Source organism: Zoogloea sp. GDB6 (assembly GCF_056724105.1).
This window is the reverse complement of record NZ_CM161497.1, coordinates 2,572,152-2,591,225: the sequence shown is the minus strand read 5'-3', so window position 1 is coordinate 2,591,225 and position 19,074 is coordinate 2,572,152. Positions and strand designations below refer to the sequence as shown.

Genomic DNA, 19,074 nt, shown 5'->3' with positions numbered 1-19,074 from the left:
ACATTCTCGTCTTGGTCATTCGGCGCAGCCCTCGGCCGCGTTGCCCCCCGCTTGGGAGCCACCACCCAGCGCGGCATACAGGGCGACCTGGGCGCTCAGCAGAGCCCGCCGGGTCTGCACCAACTGCTGCTCGACGACCAGCAGTTCGCGCTCGGCGTCGAGCACCTCCAGGTAGCGGGCCGCGCCGCTGTCATAGCGCAGCTTGGCCAGGCGGGCGCGCTCGCTCTGCACGGCCTGGGAGGCACTGAGGGTATGCACCTGCTCGTCGAGCCAGTGGCGCGCCGACAAGGCATCGGACACGTCGCGGAACGCCGCCTGGATGGCCTGCTGGTAGCGCGCCAGGGCCTGCTCACGACGCAGCCGGGTGACTTCGAGGGCGGCCTCCCGACGCCCGCTGTCGAAGATCGGCAGGGAAACGCTCGGCGCCAGGGTCCATGCACGGCTGCCGCCCTGGAACAGGCCGTCCAGCTCCGCGCTGGCGGTGCCGGCCGAGGCGGTCAGCGCAATGCGCGGGAAGAACGCGGCACGGGCCGCGCCGATGTTGGCATTGGCCGCTTTCAGGGCATGCTCGGCGGCGACGATGTCGGGCCGGGAAATCAGCAGTTCGGACGGCAGGCCGGGCTGCAACTCGCGAAACACCGCCAGGCCGTCGAGCCGGTCAGCGGTGCGCAGGCTGCCTGCCTCCTGGCCGACCAGCAAGGCCAGCGCCTGGGACTGAGCCGCCCGGGCCTGCTCCAGCTGGGCCACCAGGGTGCTGGCCTGCTGCCACAGTACCTCCACCTGGGTCAGCTCCAGTTTGGACGTGGCGCCCAGTTCCACCCGGCGCCGGAAGATGCGCAGCGTCTCGGCCCGACTGGACGCACTGCGCCGGGCCAGGGCCAGGCGTTCATCCAGTTCGCCAAGGCCCAGATAGCCGTTGGCTACCTGAGTCACGAGACTCAGCACGGCAGCCCGGTGGGCCGCCTCGGTGGCCAGGTAATTCTCGAGGGCAGCCGTTTCGAGACTGCGTACGCGGCCCCAGAAATCCACCTCCCAACTGGTGAAGCCGACGCCAACCTGGTATTGCCCACCGACGACCGGTTGTCCGCTGACACTCAGGTCGCCGGGCACCCGCGAACGCGCCATGTCGACGCCGGCGGCGAGGGTCGGCAATCGGTCGGCGCGCTGGATGCCATAGGTGGCACGGGCCTCCTCGACGCGTAGCAGCGCAACCTTCACGTCCCGGTTGGTAGCCAGTGCCTGGGCAAGCAGCTGGCGCAGGCGGCCATCGGCAAAGTAATCCCGCCAGCAGATTTCCATCGCCGGGTTTTCGGCCTCGGTGGCGGGAACGTCAGCATAGGTGGCGGAAACGGGAAGCGGGCCGCGCTGGTGTGGTGGGGCGAGATTTACGCAGCCCGCCAACAGCACTGTTACCAGCGGCAAAGCTTGGAAGTACGAGCGCATGTCAAAACGTGCCATTGTTGTAACGCCTTAGCACAGCCGGTCTAGATCCTAGCTCCTTAGCACTACCCTATCCAAGTATTTCAAATGTAACCACATGGATTTACCGACGCATTGGTCATTAGCTTACTCCAACATCAGTGGTGTGAATCGCCCCGGGTTTCGCGGAGGCCATTTGGTTTAAGTCAGGCCATGACAGCCTGAGCGGTTTGACTGCGGTAATAGTTTGCCTCAGCTTCAGCCGGCGGCATGTAGCCAATAGGGGCGAGCAGCCGATGATGGTTGAACCAGGCCACCCACTCGAGGGTTGCCAGTTCCACCGCTTCAGCACTTTTCCATGGGCCACGGCGATGGATCAACTCTGCTTTGTAGAGTCCGTTGATCGTCTCGGCCAAGGCGTTATCGTAGCTGTCCCCCTTGCTGCCAACCGACGTCTCAATGCCCGCCTCGGCGAGTCGCTCGGTGTAGCGGATGGACACGTATTGCGACCCTCTATCCGAATGATGGATCAGGGCGTCCCGCTGGGGCTGGCGTGCCCACAAGGCTTGCTCCAGTGCGTCCAGCACGAACTCGGTGTGCATGGAGCGGCTGACGCGCCAGCCGACGATGTAGCGGGCAAACACATCCACGACGAAGGCAACGTACACGAACCCCTGCCAGGTCGAGACATACGTGAAGTCGGAGACCCAGAGCTGATTCGGGCGCTCGGCCACGCACTGCCGATTGACCCGGTCCAGCGGACAAGGCACAGCGGGATCCGCGCGAGTCGTGCGGACGGCGCTTCCACGCTGGGCGCCGACAAGTCCCTCGGCCCGCATCAGACGTCCGACGGTGCAGCGAGCCACCTCGATGCCTTCCTGTATTGACCCAGTAAAACCCTGCTCAGGTGTTAACCTTGAAAGGAAGGACACATGAGTACGGTGATGGAAGACGAAATCAAGCGTTGGACGGCCAAGCGCAAGAGCGCGTTGGTGATGGAGATCCTGCAGGGCAAGACGACGGTGGCGGAGGCCAGTCGCTCGTACGATCTGCCCCCGTCCGAGATCGAGACCTGGATCGAAGAAGCCAGGCGGGGGATGGAAAACGCGCTGGACATCCGGGAGCAGTACGAGAAGCAGATCAAGCAACTGCAGGAAGCCTATGGGGAAGCGATGCTGGAGTTGCGCGCCCGAAAAAAATTGCAGTCCCTGCTGGGCGAGGACGAGAAGTGATCGAGACGATCCGCCAGGGACTGCAGGAAGAAGGTGTCGTCGTCTCGATCAGTCAGCTGTGCCGGTGGTTTGAAGTGCCCCGTCGGACGTTCTACTACCAGTCGGTGAAGTCCCCGCCGAAAGTGCAGCCCCGTTTTGCCGAACCGATCAAGGCGATGATCGAGGACAACCCGTCCTTTGGCTACCGGACGGTTGCGCACCTGCTCGGCTTCAACAAGAACACGGTGCAGCGGGTGTTCCAACTCCATGGTTGGCAGGTCAGGAAGCGTCCGGTCGGGTTTCGGCCAAGGATCGAGGCGCGGCGTTCTCGGGCTTCGCGACCCAACGAGCGCTGGGCGACAGATCTATGCCGTGTCTGGGCAGGCCGTGACGGCTGGGCCACGCTGGCGCTGGTGATCGACTGCTTTAGCCGGGAATTGCTGGGCTGGCACGTCTCGCGCAGCGGCAAGTCGCGTACCGCCGAAAGTGCGCTGGAGCAGGCACTGATTGCTCGCTTCGGTACGCTGGGGCGCGTAAAAGAGTCGTTCCTGCTGCGTTCCGACAACGGCCTGGTCTTCACCAGCCGCAGCTACACGGCCTTGGTCAAAAGCTACGGCCTGAAGCAGGAGTTCATCACGCCCTACACCCCACAGCAGAATGGGCTGGTGGAACGGATGATTCGCACGCTGAAGGAGCAGTGCATCCACCGTCACCGCTTCGAAACCCTGCAACACGCCAGCAGAGTGATCGGCGACTGGATCCAGTTCTACAACCACCAGCGGCCCCATCAGGCCCTGGAGATGAAGACCCCCGCTGAGGCATTCGCATTAGCGGCGTGACCTGTGCAGGATTTGCTGGGTCAATACATCCACGCCATTTGGCGTGGACACGAATACGCTATTTGGGCTGCCAGGGGAAGGTGGGATGGCTGAACGCTTACTAAGAACGACACTTACTCCCTGAATTGCCCCGGGTTTCCTAGACGGTCCCGTTCCTCAAAAGATACCGCTGTTCAAACTCGACTGGCGAGAGCTGGTCGTTGTGACTGTGCCTGCGTTTCGGGTTGTAGAACAACTCGATGTAATCGAACACGTCAGCCCGCGCCTCTGCCCGGGTCAGGTAAATCCGGCGCTTGATCCGTTCGCGCTTGAGAAGTTGGAAGAAGCTCTCCACCACGGCGTTGTCGTGGCAGTTCCCACGCCGGCTCATGCTGGGCTTGAGTCGATAGGCCTTGAGGAAGTCCTGCCAATCGTGGCTGCTGAACTGGCTGCCCTGGTCGGAATGCACCAGCACCTCCTGCACGGGCTTTCGGCGCCAGACAGCCATCAGCAAGGCGCCGATGGCCAGATCACGGGTCATCCGCTCGCCCATCGACCAGCCGACGATCTGCCGTGAGAACAGATCCAGCACCACCGACAGATACAACCAACCCTCGTGGGTGCGAATGTAGGTGATGTCGGTCACCCAGACCGTGTTGGGCGCGGCCACGTCGAACGCCCGCTTCAGGTGGCGCCACCACGGCCGGCTTTCCACCGCGAAACCCGGGCCTGCGCGTATAACCCGTCTGGGACTTCCAACCGGCCTGGCGCATCAGTCGGGCAACCCGATGCTTGCCGCAGCGCTCGCCCAAGTCACGCAGGTCGTTGCAGACCTTGCGGTAGCCATAGACCCGTCCGCTCTCGAGCCAGGATTGATGTACGAGGGCGCTCACGCGTCGGTCGTCTTGGCTACGTCGTGAAAGGGGCTGGCGCCGCCATGCGTAGTAACCGCTGTGATGGACGGCCAGTACTGCGCACAGGCGTCGCACCGGGTGATGATCCTCATTGGCCTGAATGAACGCGTACTTCACCCGGACTGCCTGGCAAAGTACGCGGCGGCCTTTTTTAAGATATCTCGCTCCTCAGTCACCCGGCGCAGCTCCGCCTTCAGGCGCCGAATCTCCTCGCTCTGGCTGTCCTGTTGGGCGCGCTGCGCCGGCGGAACACCGTAGCGTTTGATCCAGGCGTACAGGCTGTGGCTGCTGACGCCCAGTCGGGCCGCCACTTCAGCGACCGGATGCCCCCGCTCCGTTACCTGACGGACCGCCTCGGTCTTGAACTCTTCAGTAAAGCGTTGCTGCGACTTCTTCGTTTCCATGAACACCTCCGAATTGCCTCAGTTGTGAGGCTACAGGGTGTCTAGGAAACCCGGGGCAATTCACCCGTCCTATTTCCCGATGTACGTATAAGCTATTGCACTGGAGCTTAGCCTTTAGTTCCTAACGCAACTAAATGTGATAATTCCTTCCAAAACATGGAAGTAATCATTATTACATCGGGGCCGAAATTGATATTTTTCGTTGAAAAATCATCAACATTGATAATATGAAGACAGCTAGAGATTAGTTCTGAGAGCTCCACGCGCATTGAAAAAGCACTCGCAAAGCTGCCGGACGTCCAGGCAGTCAGCGTCAATCTCGCCACTGAAGAGGCCATCGTCAGCACTGCGGCGACACTCCAGCCTGCTGTTCTCGCCGAGGCCGTGCGTGCCGCGGGCTATGATGTGGAAACACGTACGACCGAACTGCAGATCGGCGGCATGAGCTGCGCCTCCTGCGTGTCCCGTCTCGAAAAGGCGCTCCTGAAAGTGCCCGGCGTGCTCAGCGCAACAGTCAACCTCGCCACTGAGAAAGCCCGGATCGAGAGCGTCACCTCCATTTCCTATGCCACGCTTGCCGCAGCCGTTGAGGCGGCCGGCTACACTGCATCTCCCGTCGCGCAGGCTCAGCCATCCGCACCACCGCTTCATCGGCGGCCTGAATGGTGGCCGGTCCTTGTCAGCGCCCTGATGACGCTTCCTCTCGTCGCGCCCATGGTGCTTCAGGTCTTGGGATACCACTGGATGCTCAGCGGTGAGTGGCAACTCGCCTTGGCCACACCGGTGCAGTTCTGGCTCGGTTGGCGCTTCTACGTTGCCGGCTGGAAGGCGCTGAAGGCCCGCGCCGGCAACATGGATCTTCTGGTGGCACTCGGGACCTCCGCGGCGTACGGGCTGTCCTTGTATATGCTGGTCCGGCAGGCCGGCGCGGGGATGCCCCACCTCTACTTCGAAGCCTCCACCGCGGTCATCACGCTGGTGCTGCTGGGCAAGTGGCTGGAGCACCGGGCCAAACGGCAAACCGCCGATGCGATCCGTGCGCTGAATGCACTTCGCCCGACGATCGCCCGCGTCTGGATCGATGGTCAAGAGATCGATACGCCGGTCGAGCAACTGTCGCTGTCGGACGTCATGGTGGTTCGACCTGGCGAGCGGATTCCCGTCGATGGGGAGGTGCTGGAAGGCCAGAGCGATGTCGATGAATCACTGATTACCGGCGAGAGCCGCCCAGTGCCCAAGTCACCCGGCCAGACGGTCACCGGGGGTGCCATGAATGGCGCCGGCCTCCTGCGCGTCCGCACGACTGCGATCGGCACCGAAACCACCTTGGCGCGCATCATCCGGATGGTCGAATCGGCCCAGGCCGCGAAAGCCCCCATTCAGCGGATCGTGGATCGTGTCAGTGCGGTGTTCGTGCCCGTCGTCCTGCTGATTGCGGCGGCAACCTTCGCGGGTTGGATGCTGGTGTCGGGTAGCTGGGAGACGGCGATCCTCAACGCGGTCGCAGTCCTGGTGATTGCCTGTCCCTGCGCCCTGGGGCTCGCAACCCCCACGTCGATCATGGCTGGGACAGGGGTTGCCGCCCGACATGGCATTCTGATCAAGGATGCCACCGCTCTTGAGATCGCCCATGCAGTCACTGCCGTCGCATTTGACAAGACCGGCACCCTGACCGAAGGCAAACCGTCTCTGACGACCCTCATCGCCGCCGAAGGCATCGACGAGGCCGAGGTGCTCAAGTTGGCTGCAGCGCTCCAGCAAACCAGCGAACATCCCCTTGCTCATGCGGTTCTGGAACGGGCCGATGCGCTCAGTCTGGATGTTCCCGGGGTCCGCGATGCGACCGCCCTGCCAGGACGAGGTATCCAGGGTGTTGTCGGGAACGAAGTGTTCGCGCTCGGCAGTGCCCGCCTGATGACGGAACGCGGGGCCGATGGTGGCCTTCTTCAGTCACACGCCCAACAGTTGGAGGCTGAAGGACAGACCGTATCGTGGTTGTTGCGCGGCCAGGGCAATGAATGGGAAGTTCTGGGGGTATTGGCTTTCGGTGATTCGATCAAGAAAGCGTCCTTTGCCGCCATCAAACGGTTGCAAGCCCTAGGCATCAAGACCGTGATGCTCACCGGGGACAATCGGGGCAGTGCGCAAGCCGTGGCCAGATCGCTGGGCATCGACGACGTGAGGGCCGAGTTGCTGCCTGGGGACAAGGCCTCCATCGTGCAATCCCTGCGCGACCAGGGCCACGTCGTAGCCATGGTGGGCGACGGCTTGAATGATGCGCCCAGCCTCGTGGCTGCAGACGTCGGGCTCGGTATGTCCACGGGAACAGATGTGGCAATGGAAGCCGCTGGAATCACGCTCATGCGTGGCGATCCGCGCCTGGTTGCGGACGCCTTCGACGTGTCCCGGAGAACCTACTCGAAGATCAAGCAAGGCTTGTTCTGGGCCTTTGCCTACAATGCGCTAGGGATTCCGTTGGCGGCCTTTGGCATGTTGAATCCCGTTGTTGCGGGGGCCGCCATGGCATTCAGCAGTGTCAGCGTCGTGGCCAATGCATTGCTCCTGCGCCGTTGGCGCGGGGCATCCGCCGTGCAATGACCCACTCCATAATCCAGAAGGAACGCCATCATGAACATTGGTGAGGCCGCCAGGCTCTCTGGAATCTCGGCCAAGATGATTCGTCACTATGAGGGGGTTCAACTGCTTTCCCCGGCACAACGAACCGACTCAGGGTATCGGCAGTACACGGAGAACGACGTACGTGCCCTCCAGTTCATCCGTCGTGCGCGCGACCTCGGCTTCTCCATCGACGAGATCCGCGATCTGCTCAGTCTCTGGCAAGACCGCAACCGTCCAAGTCGCGAGGTCAAGGCGCTGGCTGCGGTGCATCTGGAAACACTCGACAAACGCTTGAAAGAACTGCATTCCATGAAATCCGCACTGGAACATCTGGTCCACGGCTGCCAGGGAAATGATCGCCCTGACTGTCCGATCCTGGAGACCTTGGCAGGAAGCGGCGACGAGGCCACGTCGGAAGCCAACGCGGCGTCGCTCAAGCGCCATCGCCGCGGCCACCAAATCACGGGCTGAGCGGCTTGGTGTGCGGCCCTCGCCACCTCGACGAAATGCTTCTTGGTCCAAGCAAGAGAATTCCAAAGTCATGTATGCTGTTGGCGCGTTCCTTCACCAATTATGAGGAGAATTCGTAATGCCGAACACGAAGACGACGGGGGGCAAGGCTGCGACGGCGGCGTCCAAGACCCTGCAAAGCAAGGCGACGGGCAACAATTCCAAGACTGCTGCCGGAAGTGCCCTCTCACAAAAAGACGCACCTAAGAAACAGACCTCGCCGAAAGCCGCGACAGCGGCATCGAAGGTCCTGAACGATGGTCGAACCAGCGCCCAGTCGAAATCAGCAGCAGGCAGTGCCCTGGCACAGTCCAAGGGCAAGAAATGAGGCCCCGTCGAGGGCGGCGAAGCGGGTCAGGACATCCTGACAATTTGATGACCGAGTTGTAACCGCCCGGTTCGGGAACGGTAAGGGTCGAAGTCGCATGATGTGTCTGCCAGTTAGTTCATAACAACGGAACCGAAGGAGATACATCATGAAACTGATTTCGACCCTGTTTGCCTCTTTGATGGTCGCCGCCGCAAGTGCCTACGCCGACCCGGGCATCGACAACCATGAAGAAGCCAACGGCCACATGTTGAATGAGGTCCAGAAGCAGAAGCCCACGGCGGCAGACGTCAAACTGGAGCGCGAGCGCCAGAAGAACCTGGACCGTGACAAGGGCAATCACGAGGAAGGCGTCGGAGGTCACGCCCTTCACGAAGTGAAGAAGATGGCCCCGGCCACCAAGGAGAGCCAAGCCAAGAAGCGGGCGGCCGAGAAGTCGCTCGACCGTGGCAAGGACAACCACGAAGAAGGCGTCGGCGGGCACGGCCTCTACGAGGCCACCAAGGGTAAATAAGAGGAATAACGCGGCGGTCCTCCTTGGGCCGCCGCTTCACCTTCAGCCGCGCCCGTCAGAATGCACGGGCGATGGCTTCCACAGGTTTGATTCCGCTCCCGAAGCGCGAGATGGCTTCCCGGTGCTGTCGTAGCTCGCCATACGGCAGATAGCGAATATTCAGTTCCCGAACCTGAGAAAACGCGGGACGCAGCACCTGCTGCCGAACATCGGCTTCCCGATCATCGGGAGCAACGAGGAACAGGTGAAGACGCTGTGCCGTTCCACCTGACAGCGCCAGATCCAGGAGCCGAACGATGCCGGAATAGATCGACGTCGTGTGCTCCACCTCGAAGGCCGCCACGACGGCACCGGAATCCCGTTCGGACCAGATCACATCGATGAGTCGCACGGCCTCAGCTCCTTCGCTCTGCAAAACCGGCGGCAAGACCGTGATACAGCCATCCCCGAGGCGACCCTCTCGATACGGGCGCGTCTGATCGTTGCTGGCGATCCACACCGAGAACCCCAAGGCCAGCCCGAGATCTCTCAGCCACCCTTGCACTTCCGTGTGCCCCTCGTCGGAGACCCGGTTCTTGTCCAGTTGCTTGGCAAAGGCAGCCGTTTCCTCCCGCACGGCCGCCAGGTCCTTTTCCCAGGCGTCGGTCGCCTTGGCATCCCCCGCCGCAGGCGGTAAAGGGTAGCGCTCCATGCCCAGATCGAACATGAGCCCAGCCACGGCACCCAAGTCATTGGACAGGCGATCCCGGTGACGCTGGTTGAACTCGATAAGCCCTTGCCGCATCGCCAGATAGTGATCCCAACGCCCGAGCTTGACCCCCGCACCGGTCAGGGCGTTGTAGCCCTTCACGATGGCGGTATTGAACGGAACAACGATCGTCGGATGGATGAAATACAGCAGGTTGGCCGCGGCGGGGCCAAGGCCCTTGATGCCCTTGGCCTCAAGCGTGCGGATCGCCTGGAGCACGTCGGCCTCCTTGGTGCAGCAATCACATGCATGCAGCAGGCGGCCAAAGGCGCGCTGATTGTCCCTGTCCTCGTAGATGTCCGGGATGCGCAGCTTGGGCTTCCACAGGAAGGCATGGTCAGCCCCCTTGAAGATCTGGCGCTGCTCGGCAATCGAGGCGACAACGGTTTCGAGCGATGAACCTCGATAGAGATTGCCGAATGTGTCCTCGTCGATCTCTTTGATGACCTGGCCGATTCCACGTCGGATCGAACGAAAATTCTTCAGGCGTTCGGGCCACAAGAACCACGACTGGTACGTTCCATTGGGGTCTTGCTTCCAACGATCAATCAGCACCCCAGTTGTATCCGACATAACTATGAATTTGAATGAGGGAATCGAAAAGCATAACACCGACGACATCAGGCCGATATGAAGCACTTGGGATTCGAGTGGGCGCGGTGTTGTCGTAGCCGGCATCGCATGACAACATAACTCTTCCATCCAAACGGAATGCAGTCATGGACGTCTACGAAGTTGGCGGTAAGCAGTATCAAATCGAGATCACGCAAAAGGGGCACCGGTTTGACTGGTACTTCATCGATCCCGAGATGCGGATGCATCGCAACATGGATGAAACGGCACCGACCTACGAGATTGCCCTTGCCGAAGCCAAGTTCGCCATTCAACGGCACGGTCGCAGCTAAGTGGGCCCTGTGTGACCAAGGTGCTCCGATCTCGTCCGGCCCACACCGCCGATTGCACGCGACTGTGCTCACTTGAAATACTTCAACAGGGCACCTTGCAAATGATTGCGCAAGATCTCGGGATGGGCTTGGGCGATCGCGGCATACAGATCCGGCGCAATGGCCTGGAATGAGGAGACGATGCGCGGATCAAAATGACTTCCCGATTCGCGGACAATGATCTGCATCGCCTCCTCGAACCCCATCGGGGATTTGTAGGAACGCTCGGAGGTCAGTGCGTCGAATACATCGACGACGGCAAAGATCCGGGCAATCAGCGGAATCTCGTCACCGCGCAAACCATCCGGATAGCCCTTCCCATCCAGGCGTTCATGATGGTGCCGGATGATCACCGCAGCCTCCTGCAACCAGGAGTTCCCGGTGACGATTTCTGTACCGAGGACCGGATGGGTCTGCATGATCTGAAGTTCAGCGGGCGTCAAGGCGCCCCCCTTCAGGAGAATGTGGTCGGGAATGCCTATCTTGCCTACGTCGTGCAGAAAAGCGCCGGCGACCAGATGCGAGATCTCCTCCACCGAGACCTTCATTGCCTCCGCCAAACCGATCGCGTAGAGGGTGACCCGATAGTTATGGGCATCCGTGCCGGAATCCTTCTTGGCCACAGCATTACCCAGGGAGCGGATCAGTGACAGGTTCGAGTCGAGCAAGGAACGGGACAGTCCCATGGAGCGCCGCAGCATGGCGAGCATCAGCGGGTACAGCACGAAGGCGGTTGCCAGCACGGCCCCGACAGCAGTGAGCGCGCCGGTGCGCACCTGATCCCGCTGGGCCCGGACGGTTTCCGCATCGAGCCGGCTGATCGTTCGCACGTAGCCCACAAGGCGGTCATTGCTGTCCACGATTGGAACAACCACGTGAATGAGGTGTTCGGCACTGACGTCAAGCCAGGTGCGGTGGATCTGATCGCGTTCGGGGCGTTTCAGCGCCTGGGGACGAAGCGTGTCGATGAGCGAGGGGTCGCTCGCGCCCCAGTTCTCGTAAACCTGGCGGCCGTCCCGGTCAAACACCTGCAGGCCGACAAAGCGGGTTTTGTCGAGCAGGCGCTCAAGCCCGTCGTGACCGTCGGACCGACCAGAGCTGACAATCATCTGCATCGCCGGAGTCGCAAAATGACGGGCACTGCGCGTGGCTTGCTCCAAAGCAGCCCGCTCGGCGCGGTAAGTTCCAATCCAGTAGGCAACACCGCCGGCGATGAGCGCCACCACGAGCGCCGCCAGCGCCAGCCGGATACCCAGCATCCAGCGCAACTGACGGGGCGTCTCCGGCAAGGGTTTGCTCACGGCCGCATGCCACTGCATGTTCTGAAGAAATTCGCTCTCATGCTTGACGGGTCAGGCGCCCCTGAGGCTCGGCTCGGCCCTTTACTCCTGTTCGTTCATGATCAGGATGGCCTTCACCGGGTCGATCGGTCCGGTCTCATGCCATTTGCTGCTGAGCTTTGGCGCTGGTGCCTTGTCCATGCAGCCATGGTTGCACTCCACGATCCAGCGTTTCATCAACACCGCCTGGCAGAACGAAAAGGCGATGGCTTCGGGCTTGCAGCCGACCGCTTCGGCCAGGATGCGGCACGAACACCGGCTCCCGTGTTCATCGTGGACGTGCGATTTCATTTTGGAAACACCGAGGCCCCTAAAGAGGGGCCTCTGAACGATTAACTTACTTAGCGTCTCGCTGGTGGTTGTGACGCTTCGCATCCTTCGCCGGAGCCGGCTTGTCCGCCGTGGCTTCGGGCGCCGGAGCCGGCACGCCGGTCTTCTCGGTCATGTGGGAATGGGGCTTCACCTTCTTCGGTGCAGCCTTTTCGGTTTGTTCGGCCGGCGCCTTGTCGGCTTCTGCCGCCTGCGCGCCAAAGGACAGGGCTGCGACGGTGGCGATCAGGGCGGTCGAAAGGAAGGTATTGAGTTTCATGACAGCATCTCCAAAAGTGGGTATCCAAAAAATTCGTGAAGCCGGTGGGCGAGTCCGACATGCCCAGTGTGTGCTTTTCTAGCCGTCAGAGACATGACCCAACGATTACATTCTTGTCAGGTTGCCAGACCGCCACATGCTCACTCGTGCTTTGGAAGTGCCGCCAGAACGGCTTTCTGAAACTCCAGCGTGCAGGACAGCAGCGCCGTCCAGTGATCCACGGCAATCCGACCCTTTTCCGGGAATACGGAGAAGTCCCCGCGTATCAGCGCCTCGGCATCGTGATCCGCCTGGCGCACCCACTTCTGCACGGCCTCAGTGGATAACGTGGCGACTTGCTCGCCGTAAGTAAAACCCAGCCGGCACAAACCCGCGGCTAGGTCCAACTGGGCCTGCAGGCGCTCCCGCAGGTCTTCGTTCGATTCTTGCATGGTCTTCCCCCTCGCTTTCGATGACCCCGCCGCACCTCCCGCCGGGGCACCATGCCCTCATTGGCTCAGACTGGCCGCTGCGTCGCGATGTGCCTTTTCCAGCACTCGGGCCTCCTGGGCCGCTTCCTTGAGCTTCAGCCTCAAGGCACTGCAGTGAGAGGCCCACAGCCCGGCGTCGCCCTTGGGACGCCCCGAATACGCGACAGCCATCCTGTCGTGTTGCTTCGCTTCGGCGTCGTAGCCCGCCGCCTTCTTCGCAAAGTAATCGGCGATGCGTTGATGATCCGCCGGCGTGGACGCGTTCGAGATGAACTCGGGCAGCTCCGCGACAGGGGGCGTGATCGGCGTCGAAGAACAGGCGCCCAGTGACAGGACCAGTGCGACACCCGCGAGTGTCATGCCAAGACTGCGTTTCATGATGTCACCTCCGTATGAATGTGCAGGATCAGTATGCGACTGGCCGGCTGACGCTGGCGTGACCCAAGCATTACATCGCTGTCCTCGAAATGTCAGGAAGACTGCGGGCCTGTCTCCGCGCTCCGGAGGCGCAAGGCATTCCCCACTACGCTGGCCGACGACAAGCTCATCGCCAGCGCCGCGATCATCGGCGAGAGCACCAGCCCATAGGCCGGATAGAGCACGCCCGCGGCGATGGGAACACCCAGGGCGTTGTAAAGAAATGCGAAGGCGAGGTTCTGCCGCATGTTGCGGACCGTGGCCGCGGATAGCGCACGCGCACGGGCAATGCCTCTCAGGTCACCTTTGACGAGGGTCAGCTGCGCACTGTTCATGGCCACATCCGTGCCGGTCCCCATGGCGATGCCGACATCCGCCTTGGCGAGGGCTGGTGCGTCGTTGATACCGTCGCCGGCCATCGCCACGACATGTCCTTCCTGCTGCAGTCTTTCCACCAGGGCGAGCTTGTCGGCCGGCTTGACCTCTCCGTAGACTTCGTCGATCCCAAGCTGCTGCCCCACTGCGCGTGCGGTGGTGAAACCGTCACCGGTCGCCATCACCACGCGCAGTCCGGCGGCCCGCAGGCTCGTCAGTGCTTCCGGCGTGCTCGCCTTGATCGGGTCGGAAACGGCGAGCAGGCCAATAAGGAGCCCGTCACGGGCGAGATGGATCACGCTGGCACCGCTGTGGCGAAGGGCGTCGAGCTCGGCGGTGGAGTCGAGCGCCACGCCCTCCTGTGCCATCAACGCCGCATTGCCAAGCGCCAGGCGCCGGCCTCCCACGATGCCATGGACGCCGATGCCGCTCGATGACTCGAACGCATCGACCTTATCGAGAGTCAGTCCCCGCTCGCGGGCCGCTCGCACGATGGCATCGGCAAGGGGATGCTCGCTGCCCTGGTCGAGACTCGCCGCAAGACGCAGGATCTCGTCCTCGCCCATGCCTTGCAAAGCGATGGCCCGCTCGAAGGCGGGACGCCCTTCGGTCAGCGTGCCGGTCTTATCGACGATCAGGGTGTCAATCCGGCGCAGGTGTTCGATGGCCGCCGCATCGCGGAACAGGATGCCCTGGGTGGCGGCTTTGCCCGTGGCCACCATGATCGACATCGGCGTCGCCAGCCCGAGGGCGCAGGGACACGCGATGATCAGTACCGACACCGCACTGATGAGCCCGAAGACCCAGCCTTGCTGCCCCCCGAACAGCCCCCAGGCAAAAAAGCTGGCGACGGCGATGGTGACGACGGCCAGCACAAAGTAGCCGGCCACGCTGTCAGCCAGGCGCTGCATCGGCGCCCTGGAGCGCTGGGCCTGCGCCACCATCTGGACAATCTGTGCCAGCATGGTCTGGGCGCCAACCTTTTCCGAGCGGATGACGAGGCTGCCCGAGGTGTTCAGCGTCGCACCAATCACCGTGTCCGCCACGCGTTTGCTGACCGGCAGCGGTTCACCGGTGAGCATTGACTCATCGACGGCACTGCTACCTTCCACCACCACGCCATCGACCGGGACTTTCTCGCCCGGTCGGACTCTCAACAGATCCCCCACATGAACGTGGTTGAGGGGAATGTCCTCCTCGCTGCCGTCGGCCCGGATGCGTCTGGCAGTCTTCGGAGCCAGGCCCAGCAGGGACTTGATCGCCGCCGAGGTCTGCGAGCGGGCGCGCAGCTCCAGCATCTGCCCCAGCAGCGTCAGCGAGATGATGACGGCGGCCGCTTCGAAGTACACGCCGATCCGACCATGGACCATGAAGGACTCCGGAAAGAGCCCAGGCGCCAGCGTGGCGACAACACTGTAAAGAAAGGCTGCGCCGGTACCGAGACTGATCAGCGTCCACATGTTTGGACTGCGATGCAGCACCGACCGCGCTCCCCGCACGAAGAAGGGCCAACCGGCCCACAGGACGACAGGAATGCTCAACCCCATCTCCACGCTGCTACGCACCGCGGGCGATACGCCGCTCAGCTGATGTCCCGCCATCGCGAGCACGACCACCACCAGGGTGAGCGGTAAGCTGAACCAGAAGCGGCGCCGGAAATCCTGGTACTCACCCGTGTCGTCTTCTGCCGACAGGTCCGGCATCACCGGTTCGAGCGCCATCCCGCATTTCGGACAATTGCCGGGCCCGATCTGGCGGACTTCCGGGTGCATCGGGCAGGTGTATTCCGTCTCGGGATCCGCCTTCGGCGCCGAAACCTGCGGCTGGACGTAGCGCGGTGGATCGGAATCGAACTGGGCTTTGCAGTGACTGCCGCAGAACCGGTAGGTCGCGCCCGCGAATTCGCTCTGAAAGGCCGACTCGGGTTTGACCTTCATTCCGCAGACGGGATCTGTCGCTGTCTCCGGCCCCGTAGCGTGGGGACCGGAGGGGGAATGAGAGTGGGCATGGTCGTGACGATGCCCGGAAGCGGCGGAGGTCATGGCAGCTCCTTGTGGGTGCGCGTCTGGCTCAGTTGGGCGACCGACGCGGCTTGAAAGCCGGCCACCACCCGGGTGTCCGGCGCATGTAGTCGCGATACGTATCGCCGAAAGTCTCCAGCGCCTGTGATTCCTCCCGCTTGGCAAGACGGACATAGGTCACGAGCAAGACGGGAAAGAGAATCAGCGTCAGCAAGGTCGGCCACTGAAACAGGAAGCCGATCATGATCAGGATGAAGGCGACGTACTGAGGATGGCGGATGCGCCCATAAGGCCCGGTACAAGCCAGCCTCCCCGTCTTTTGTGCCTCGTAGAGCACCGGCCAGGCGTCCGCAAGCAGCCAGAAACCGCCGATGACGAAGAGACTGGATAGGATGTGGAAAGGACCGAAGTGGGGATTGGCCTTCCACCCGAAGATCATTTCCGGCAAATGCCCCGCATCATGGGAGAGCCAGTTGATCCCTGGAAAATGCTCAGTGAGCCACCCTGAGAGCAGATAGATGGTCAGCGGAAAGCCATACATCTCGGTAAACAGCGCAACCACAAACGCCGAGAACAGGCCCAGCGTGCGCCAGTCCTGTTTGCTCTTCGGCTTGAAGTAGCTTGCGGCAAACAGGATGAAGAAAAGCGAATTGATGACGACCAGCGTCCACAATCCGTAATCACCGTCATGGCTGCTCATGGTGATCCTCCTTGTCTTCGGCCGCATGGTCATGCTTGTGGCCATGATGCCCATGCATGAAGCGGTGCATCAGGGGACAGGCCAGCACCAGCAGGTAGGGCAGAACGCCGAACAGATGGGCACGGTGCTCCGCCAACAGGTAGAACAGGGCCATCGCGGCAAACAGCCACCACATCCATCGACCGCGGCGGTGATGGACGTGGGCCTGGGCATCCGTTCCAGTTTGAGACGATTCACGGGAGTCGATCATCACGGCCTCCTAAAGTGAAGGACTCACTCAGCGCGGCGTGGGCGGCCGGTTGCAGCAAGCCTGGGGCCCGCTGCGGGCCGCGTTCTGCAGTTCATTGTGTTCGGTGAAGCGCCACAGGCTACGGCGCAGTGCGTGTAGGCCACCTCTCAGGACGATGCCCGCCGCCTGTATTTCGGCTTCGATCTGGGAAAGGGACACTTGGCGCAGGTCGTAGTCGACATGCAGTCGATTTGCTTCCGCCTGCACCGACGTCACGCCCATCATCGCCCGCAGGCGGCGGCAGGCCTCGTCAAGCGCCGCACCCGTCGCGATCCTCAGCACACGGCGTTTGGGCATGGCCTTGACGTCCTCTCGGCGGACTGCTCCGGCATATAAGGCCGGCGCCTCCAGAAAGTGATCCCGGCACTGTGCCGAACAGAAGTGAAAAGTCATTTGATGATAGATCGCCGGATAGCGAGACTCAGCAATGATCACATCCATGCCACAGACCGGATCCTGGCAGATCGAGGGAGGATGACGGATCACGTGTAACCTTTCCTTGGATAGCCATAAAAAACGTAATACATCTTGCAACAAGAACCCAAAGAGGCATTCGTAGACAAGATGCACAACTCTAAAGATACGCCGCGCCGGGACCGCACAGATAGCTTTCGGGTAATGGCTCAGCGCTGTAGTCTAGAAAAAGTTCCTCACCGGCATGAATCGCCCTTGCTGTCCTGACCTCAAGAGGAAGTCCGGTCAGCACCAAATTCGGATTTCTGGAATGATTAATGAAGCTGTACTTTGTGCGAAACATTCTCGCCAATATTCGCCCCTCTCCAAGGCAGTTCCACTCCATAAATAGATAGCCATTCACCCTCTCTGATAGCTGAACGGCTCGCTTGATCTGATGATAGAAATCATATTCCACAATCTGTCCATCTAGCACTGCCAGCACGACTCCTGCCTCAATATTTCTTGAAGCAAACAGTCCTTTTCCATGAGTATGGCTCGGCAGAACATCAGCCAGTTCGATATTATTGACAATGAAGTCGCAGCAAAACGCATCGAGCGGCGTTGCGATCCTATTTTCCCGCATTTGAAGTTCTGAATCTTCGCGGAAGGCTTCCCCAGAGCGCATCTTCTTTGAACGTTTTTCGGGCTCTGTCTCTTTGTCGCTCTTTCTCATTTCACAAACCAGAGCCCTATGCCTACACCCAGACCAATTCCCGCCATTCCCGGCAAGCAGCGTCGCAGAAAGCCATGTCCCGCAATCCAAGCTAAAAGCGCGGTTTTAAACACGAGATTCGATAGTATCGCGATACCTATGGCGCGAGCTGCCTGTACGGCCTCCAGTTTCTGTGTTTCAAACAATCGAAGTGTGGAAAGAACGATGGCATCCAGTTCAGTTAAACCAGAGATGAATGAAACGAGATAGAGCCCTCGATTCCCAGCCAGATCTGAAAGCCAGGACGCCAGCAGCAGGATCGCTGCGTACATCGTGCCGAATGTGAGTGCAGCTCTAATTTCGGTGGGATTCGTTACCGCAGGTAGCGGTAATTGCTCGCCCTGTCCAATCTCGCGCCATAGAAGAAACACCGCCACCCCTCCTGCCACGAAATTCCCGATCAATACCGGCCAAAGCGTCGCCATCATCTGAGGCGATACGGTTGAAGTAATCACTCCGAGGCGTAAAGGCACGATCACGTTGGCCATTAAAATGACGAATGTTGATAGTGGAGCCAAGTTGGGGGACCGCTGCGCATGGCGCGCATACGCAAGTGTTGTCGCGGTACTCGAAACAAGTCCACCGAGGACACCCAGCAAGGGGGCCCCCATATTTCCAACAATCCGCATTGCAAGATAGCCGGTGAGACTTAAGCCCGAGATCAGGACGACCATAATCCAGACATGGTGTGGATTGAAGGCGCCATAGGGCCCAAAGCCCGTCTTCGGTAGTAGCGGCAGGACAATGAAGCTTAAAGCTGAAAACTGAAGGATTGACGCCAGATCCTGAGGGCTGATCCGCTTGCCCAGGCTTCGCAATTGCGCCTTGAAATGGAGAAGCGTGGCCGAGACGATCGCCACCATGACTGCGTATTGGCCGTGCCCCAGCCAAACCATCGCACCCAAACTAAAGCAAAGAACCACGGCAATACGGGTCGTGTACCCGCCGCCGGAGCCCCCGCTATGCCCCGCCTCTGTGGGCTGGATGGTGACAATCCAAGTGACCGACAATAACGCAATCGGAAGAAAAAATGGGATACCAGCACTTTGACTGACCAAGGCTGCAACGGATCCAAACAGGGCTACCAACGCGGTGGTTCGTAAACCAACCGATGAGCCCGTTCTTTCCCGTTCAATCCCGATCAAAAGACCGATTGCAAGGCTGGTGAGAAATGAGACCAAGTGATCACTGACAGCGGGGGGCACGATGCGCCACCTTTCTACCCATGGCAATCCTGCATCTGTTAGCTTACTGAGATGGGAACGTGATGGTGTCA

Annotated in this window: 21 protein-coding genes and 3 pseudogenes; 7 read left to right on the top strand and 17 right to left on the bottom strand. The window is 60.9% G+C overall.

Annotated elements, in window-relative coordinates:
* Positions 1-15 precede the first annotated feature (15 nt).
* Positions 16-1,458 (bottom strand): efflux transporter outer membrane subunit, encoded by a 1,443-nt coding sequence (locus AC1PQG_RS11720; RefSeq protein ID WP_481122716.1) that lies wholly within the window; start codon positions 1,456-1,458, stop codon positions 16-18.
* 167 nt (positions 1,459-1,625) lie between these two features.
* A pseudogene (locus tag AC1PQG_RS11715) lies at positions 1,626-2,300 on the bottom strand (IS3 family transposase); the annotation flags it as partial.
* A gap of 51 nt (positions 2,301-2,351) precedes the next feature.
* Between AC1PQG_RS11715 and AC1PQG_RS11710 the strand changes: the two are divergent.
* The gene (locus tag AC1PQG_RS11710) at positions 2,352-2,651 is read left to right on the top strand and encodes a transposase (protein ID WP_481122715.1); all 300 of its coding nucleotides are present in this window, start codon (positions 2,352-2,354) and stop codon (positions 2,649-2,651) included.
* On the top strand, positions 2,648-3,469 hold the full coding sequence (locus AC1PQG_RS11705; RefSeq protein WP_481122714.1) for an IS3 family transposase: 822 nt from the start codon (positions 2,648-2,650) through the stop codon (positions 3,467-3,469). The genes AC1PQG_RS11710 and AC1PQG_RS11705 overlap by 4 nt, the downstream gene beginning before the upstream one ends.
* A 139-nt stretch (positions 3,470-3,608) precedes the next feature.
* Here AC1PQG_RS11705 and AC1PQG_RS11700 read toward each other — a convergent pair.
* Positions 3,609-4,766: pseudogene (locus tag AC1PQG_RS11700) on the bottom strand (IS3 family transposase).
* Positions 4,767-4,873: 107 nt separating this feature from the next.
* Entirely contained in the window at positions 4,874-5,113 is a 240-nt protein-coding gene (locus AC1PQG_RS11695) for a hypothetical protein (RefSeq protein ID WP_481122713.1), read from the bottom strand.
* Here AC1PQG_RS11695 and AC1PQG_RS11690 point away from each other — a divergent pair.
* The 4 genes from AC1PQG_RS11690 to AC1PQG_RS11675 all read left to right on the top strand — a co-directional run bounded on the left by AC1PQG_RS11690 (position 5,010) and on the right by AC1PQG_RS11675 (position 8,737).
* Positions 5,010-7,364 (top strand): heavy metal translocating P-type ATPase, encoded by a 2,355-nt coding sequence (locus AC1PQG_RS11690; protein WP_481122999.1) that lies wholly within the window; start codon positions 5,010-5,012, stop codon positions 7,362-7,364. The two genes, AC1PQG_RS11695 and AC1PQG_RS11690, sit on opposite strands and share 104 nt — an antisense overlap.
* Positions 7,365-7,394: 30 nt before the next feature.
* A complete protein-coding gene (cueR, locus tag AC1PQG_RS11685) occupies positions 7,395-7,856 on the top strand; it encodes a Cu(I)-responsive transcriptional regulator (protein ID WP_079436169.1) in 462 nt (153 codons plus the stop codon).
* Positions 7,857-7,974: 118 nt separating this feature from the next.
* The gene (locus AC1PQG_RS11680; RefSeq protein ID WP_079436171.1) at positions 7,975-8,223 is read left to right on the top strand and encodes a hypothetical protein; all 249 of its coding nucleotides are present in this window, start codon (positions 7,975-7,977) and stop codon (positions 8,221-8,223) included.
* A 148-nt stretch (positions 8,224-8,371) separates the two neighbouring features.
* Complete coding sequence (locus AC1PQG_RS11675) at positions 8,372-8,737, top strand: hypothetical protein (protein ID WP_079436172.1); 366 nt, start codon at positions 8,372-8,374, stop codon at positions 8,735-8,737.
* Positions 8,738-8,792: 55 nt separating this feature from the next.
* Here the strand turns inward: AC1PQG_RS11675 and AC1PQG_RS11670 are convergent, their stop codons facing one another.
* On the bottom strand, positions 8,793-10,040 hold the full coding sequence (locus tag AC1PQG_RS11670) for a type II restriction endonuclease (protein WP_481122712.1): 1,248 nt from the start codon (positions 10,038-10,040) through the stop codon (positions 8,793-8,795).
* A gap of 164 nt (positions 10,041-10,204) precedes the next feature.
* On the opposite strand from AC1PQG_RS11670, the gene AC1PQG_RS11665 reads away from it, so the two are divergent.
* Positions 10,205-10,390 (top strand): hypothetical protein, encoded by a 186-nt coding sequence (locus AC1PQG_RS11665; protein WP_374486927.1) that lies wholly within the window; start codon positions 10,205-10,207, stop codon positions 10,388-10,390.
* 68 nt (positions 10,391-10,458) lie between these two features.
* Here AC1PQG_RS11665 and AC1PQG_RS11660 read toward each other — a convergent pair whose 3' ends face one another.
* The 12 genes and pseudogenes from AC1PQG_RS11660 to AC1PQG_RS11605 all read right to left on the bottom strand — a co-directional run bounded on the left by AC1PQG_RS11660 (position 10,459) and on the right by AC1PQG_RS11605 (position 19,003).
* Positions 10,459-11,730, bottom strand: a complete 1,272-nt coding sequence (locus AC1PQG_RS11660; protein WP_374486928.1) for an HD-GYP domain-containing protein — start codon at positions 11,728-11,730, stop codon at positions 10,459-10,461.
* 81 nt (positions 11,731-11,811) lie between these two features.
* Positions 11,812-12,060, bottom strand: a complete 249-nt coding sequence (locus AC1PQG_RS11655) for a hypothetical protein (protein WP_374486929.1) — start codon at positions 12,058-12,060, stop codon at positions 11,812-11,814.
* A 46-nt stretch (positions 12,061-12,106) separates the two neighbouring features.
* Positions 12,107-12,358: a hypothetical protein gene (locus AC1PQG_RS11650; RefSeq protein WP_481122711.1), complete on the bottom strand. Its 252-nt coding sequence runs from the start codon at positions 12,356-12,358 to the stop codon at positions 12,107-12,109.
* 140 nt (positions 12,359-12,498) lie between these two features.
* Positions 12,499-12,789 (bottom strand): hypothetical protein, encoded by a 291-nt coding sequence (locus tag AC1PQG_RS11645; protein WP_481122710.1) that lies wholly within the window; start codon positions 12,787-12,789, stop codon positions 12,499-12,501.
* 57 nt (positions 12,790-12,846) lie between these two features.
* Complete coding sequence (locus AC1PQG_RS11640; protein WP_139379558.1) at positions 12,847-13,206, bottom strand: hypothetical protein; 360 nt, start codon at positions 13,204-13,206, stop codon at positions 12,847-12,849.
* Positions 13,207-13,298: 92 nt separating this feature from the next.
* On the bottom strand, positions 13,299-15,662 hold the full coding sequence (locus tag AC1PQG_RS11635; protein WP_481122709.1) for a heavy metal translocating P-type ATPase: 2,364 nt from the start codon (positions 15,660-15,662) through the stop codon (positions 13,299-13,301).
* A gap of 28 nt (positions 15,663-15,690) precedes the next feature.
* On the bottom strand, positions 15,691-16,341 hold the full coding sequence (locus AC1PQG_RS11630) for a methyltransferase family protein (RefSeq protein ID WP_481122708.1): 651 nt from the start codon (positions 16,339-16,341) through the stop codon (positions 15,691-15,693).
* Entirely contained in the window at positions 16,328-16,591 is a 264-nt protein-coding gene (locus AC1PQG_RS11625) for a DUF2933 domain-containing protein (protein ID WP_481122707.1), read from the bottom strand. The genes AC1PQG_RS11630 and AC1PQG_RS11625 overlap by 14 nt, the downstream gene beginning before the upstream one ends.
* A 27-nt stretch (positions 16,592-16,618) precedes the next feature.
* On the bottom strand, positions 16,619-16,927 hold the full coding sequence (locus AC1PQG_RS11620) for a hypothetical protein (RefSeq protein WP_481123066.1): 309 nt from the start codon (positions 16,925-16,927) through the stop codon (positions 16,619-16,621).
* Positions 16,928-16,963: 36 nt separating this feature from the next.
* A pseudogene (locus AC1PQG_RS11615) lies at positions 16,964-17,116 on the bottom strand (YHS domain-containing protein); the annotation flags it as partial.
* Between the two features lie 88 nt (positions 17,117-17,204).
* Positions 17,205-17,759, bottom strand: a complete 555-nt coding sequence (locus tag AC1PQG_RS11610; RefSeq protein WP_481122706.1) for an SET domain-containing protein-lysine N-methyltransferase — start codon at positions 17,757-17,759, stop codon at positions 17,205-17,207.
* Positions 17,756-19,003 carry an MgtC/SapB family protein gene (locus tag AC1PQG_RS11605; RefSeq protein WP_481122705.1) on the bottom strand — a complete coding sequence of 416 codons (1,248 nt, stop codon included), beginning with the start codon at positions 19,001-19,003 and terminating at the stop codon, positions 17,756-17,758. The genes AC1PQG_RS11610 and AC1PQG_RS11605 overlap by 4 nt, the downstream gene beginning before the upstream one ends.
* Between the last annotated feature and the right edge of the window lie 71 nt (positions 19,004-19,074).

Coding starts and splice junctions, on each gene's coding strand:
- AC1PQG_RS11610 (WP_481122706.1), bottom strand. CDS start 17,759: ATGAGAAAGAGCGACAAAGAGACAGAGCCCGAAAAACGTTCAAAGAAG.
- AC1PQG_RS11680 (WP_079436171.1), top strand. CDS start 7,975: ATGCCGAACACGAAGACGACGGGGGGCAAGGCTGCGACGGCGGCGTCC.
- AC1PQG_RS11720 (WP_481122716.1), bottom strand. CDS start 1,458: ATGGCACGTTTTGACATGCGCTCGTACTTCCAAGCTTTGCCGCTGGTA.
- AC1PQG_RS11625 (WP_481122707.1), bottom strand. CDS start 16,591: ATGATCGACTCCCGTGAATCGTCTCAAACTGGAACGGATGCCCAGGCC.
- AC1PQG_RS11645 (WP_481122710.1), bottom strand. CDS start 12,789: ATGCAAGAATCGAACGAAGACCTGCGGGAGCGCCTGCAGGCCCAGTTG.
- AC1PQG_RS11655 (WP_374486929.1), bottom strand. CDS start 12,060: ATGAAATCGCACGTCCACGATGAACACGGGAGCCGGTGTTCGTGCCGC.
- AC1PQG_RS11710 (WP_481122715.1), top strand. CDS start 2,352: ATGAGTACGGTGATGGAAGACGAAATCAAGCGTTGGACGGCCAAGCGC.
- AC1PQG_RS11635 (WP_481122709.1), bottom strand. CDS start 15,662: ATGACCTCCGCCGCTTCCGGGCATCGTCACGACCATGCCCACTCTCAT.
- AC1PQG_RS11620 (WP_481123066.1), bottom strand. CDS start 16,927: ATGCCCAAACGCCGTGTGCTGAGGATCGCGACGGGTGCGGCGCTTGAC.
- cueR (WP_079436169.1), top strand. CDS start 7,395: ATGAACATTGGTGAGGCCGCCAGGCTCTCTGGAATCTCGGCCAAGATG.
- AC1PQG_RS11675 (WP_079436172.1), top strand. CDS start 8,372: ATGAAACTGATTTCGACCCTGTTTGCCTCTTTGATGGTCGCCGCCGCA.
- AC1PQG_RS11630 (WP_481122708.1), bottom strand. CDS start 16,341: ATGAGCAGCCATGACGGTGATTACGGATTGTGGACGCTGGTCGTCATC.
- AC1PQG_RS11640 (WP_139379558.1), bottom strand. CDS start 13,206: ATGAAACGCAGTCTTGGCATGACACTCGCGGGTGTCGCACTGGTCCTG.
- AC1PQG_RS11665 (WP_374486927.1), top strand. CDS start 10,205: ATGGACGTCTACGAAGTTGGCGGTAAGCAGTATCAAATCGAGATCACG.
- AC1PQG_RS11650 (WP_481122711.1), bottom strand. CDS start 12,358: ATGAAACTCAATACCTTCCTTTCGACCGCCCTGATCGCCACCGTCGCA.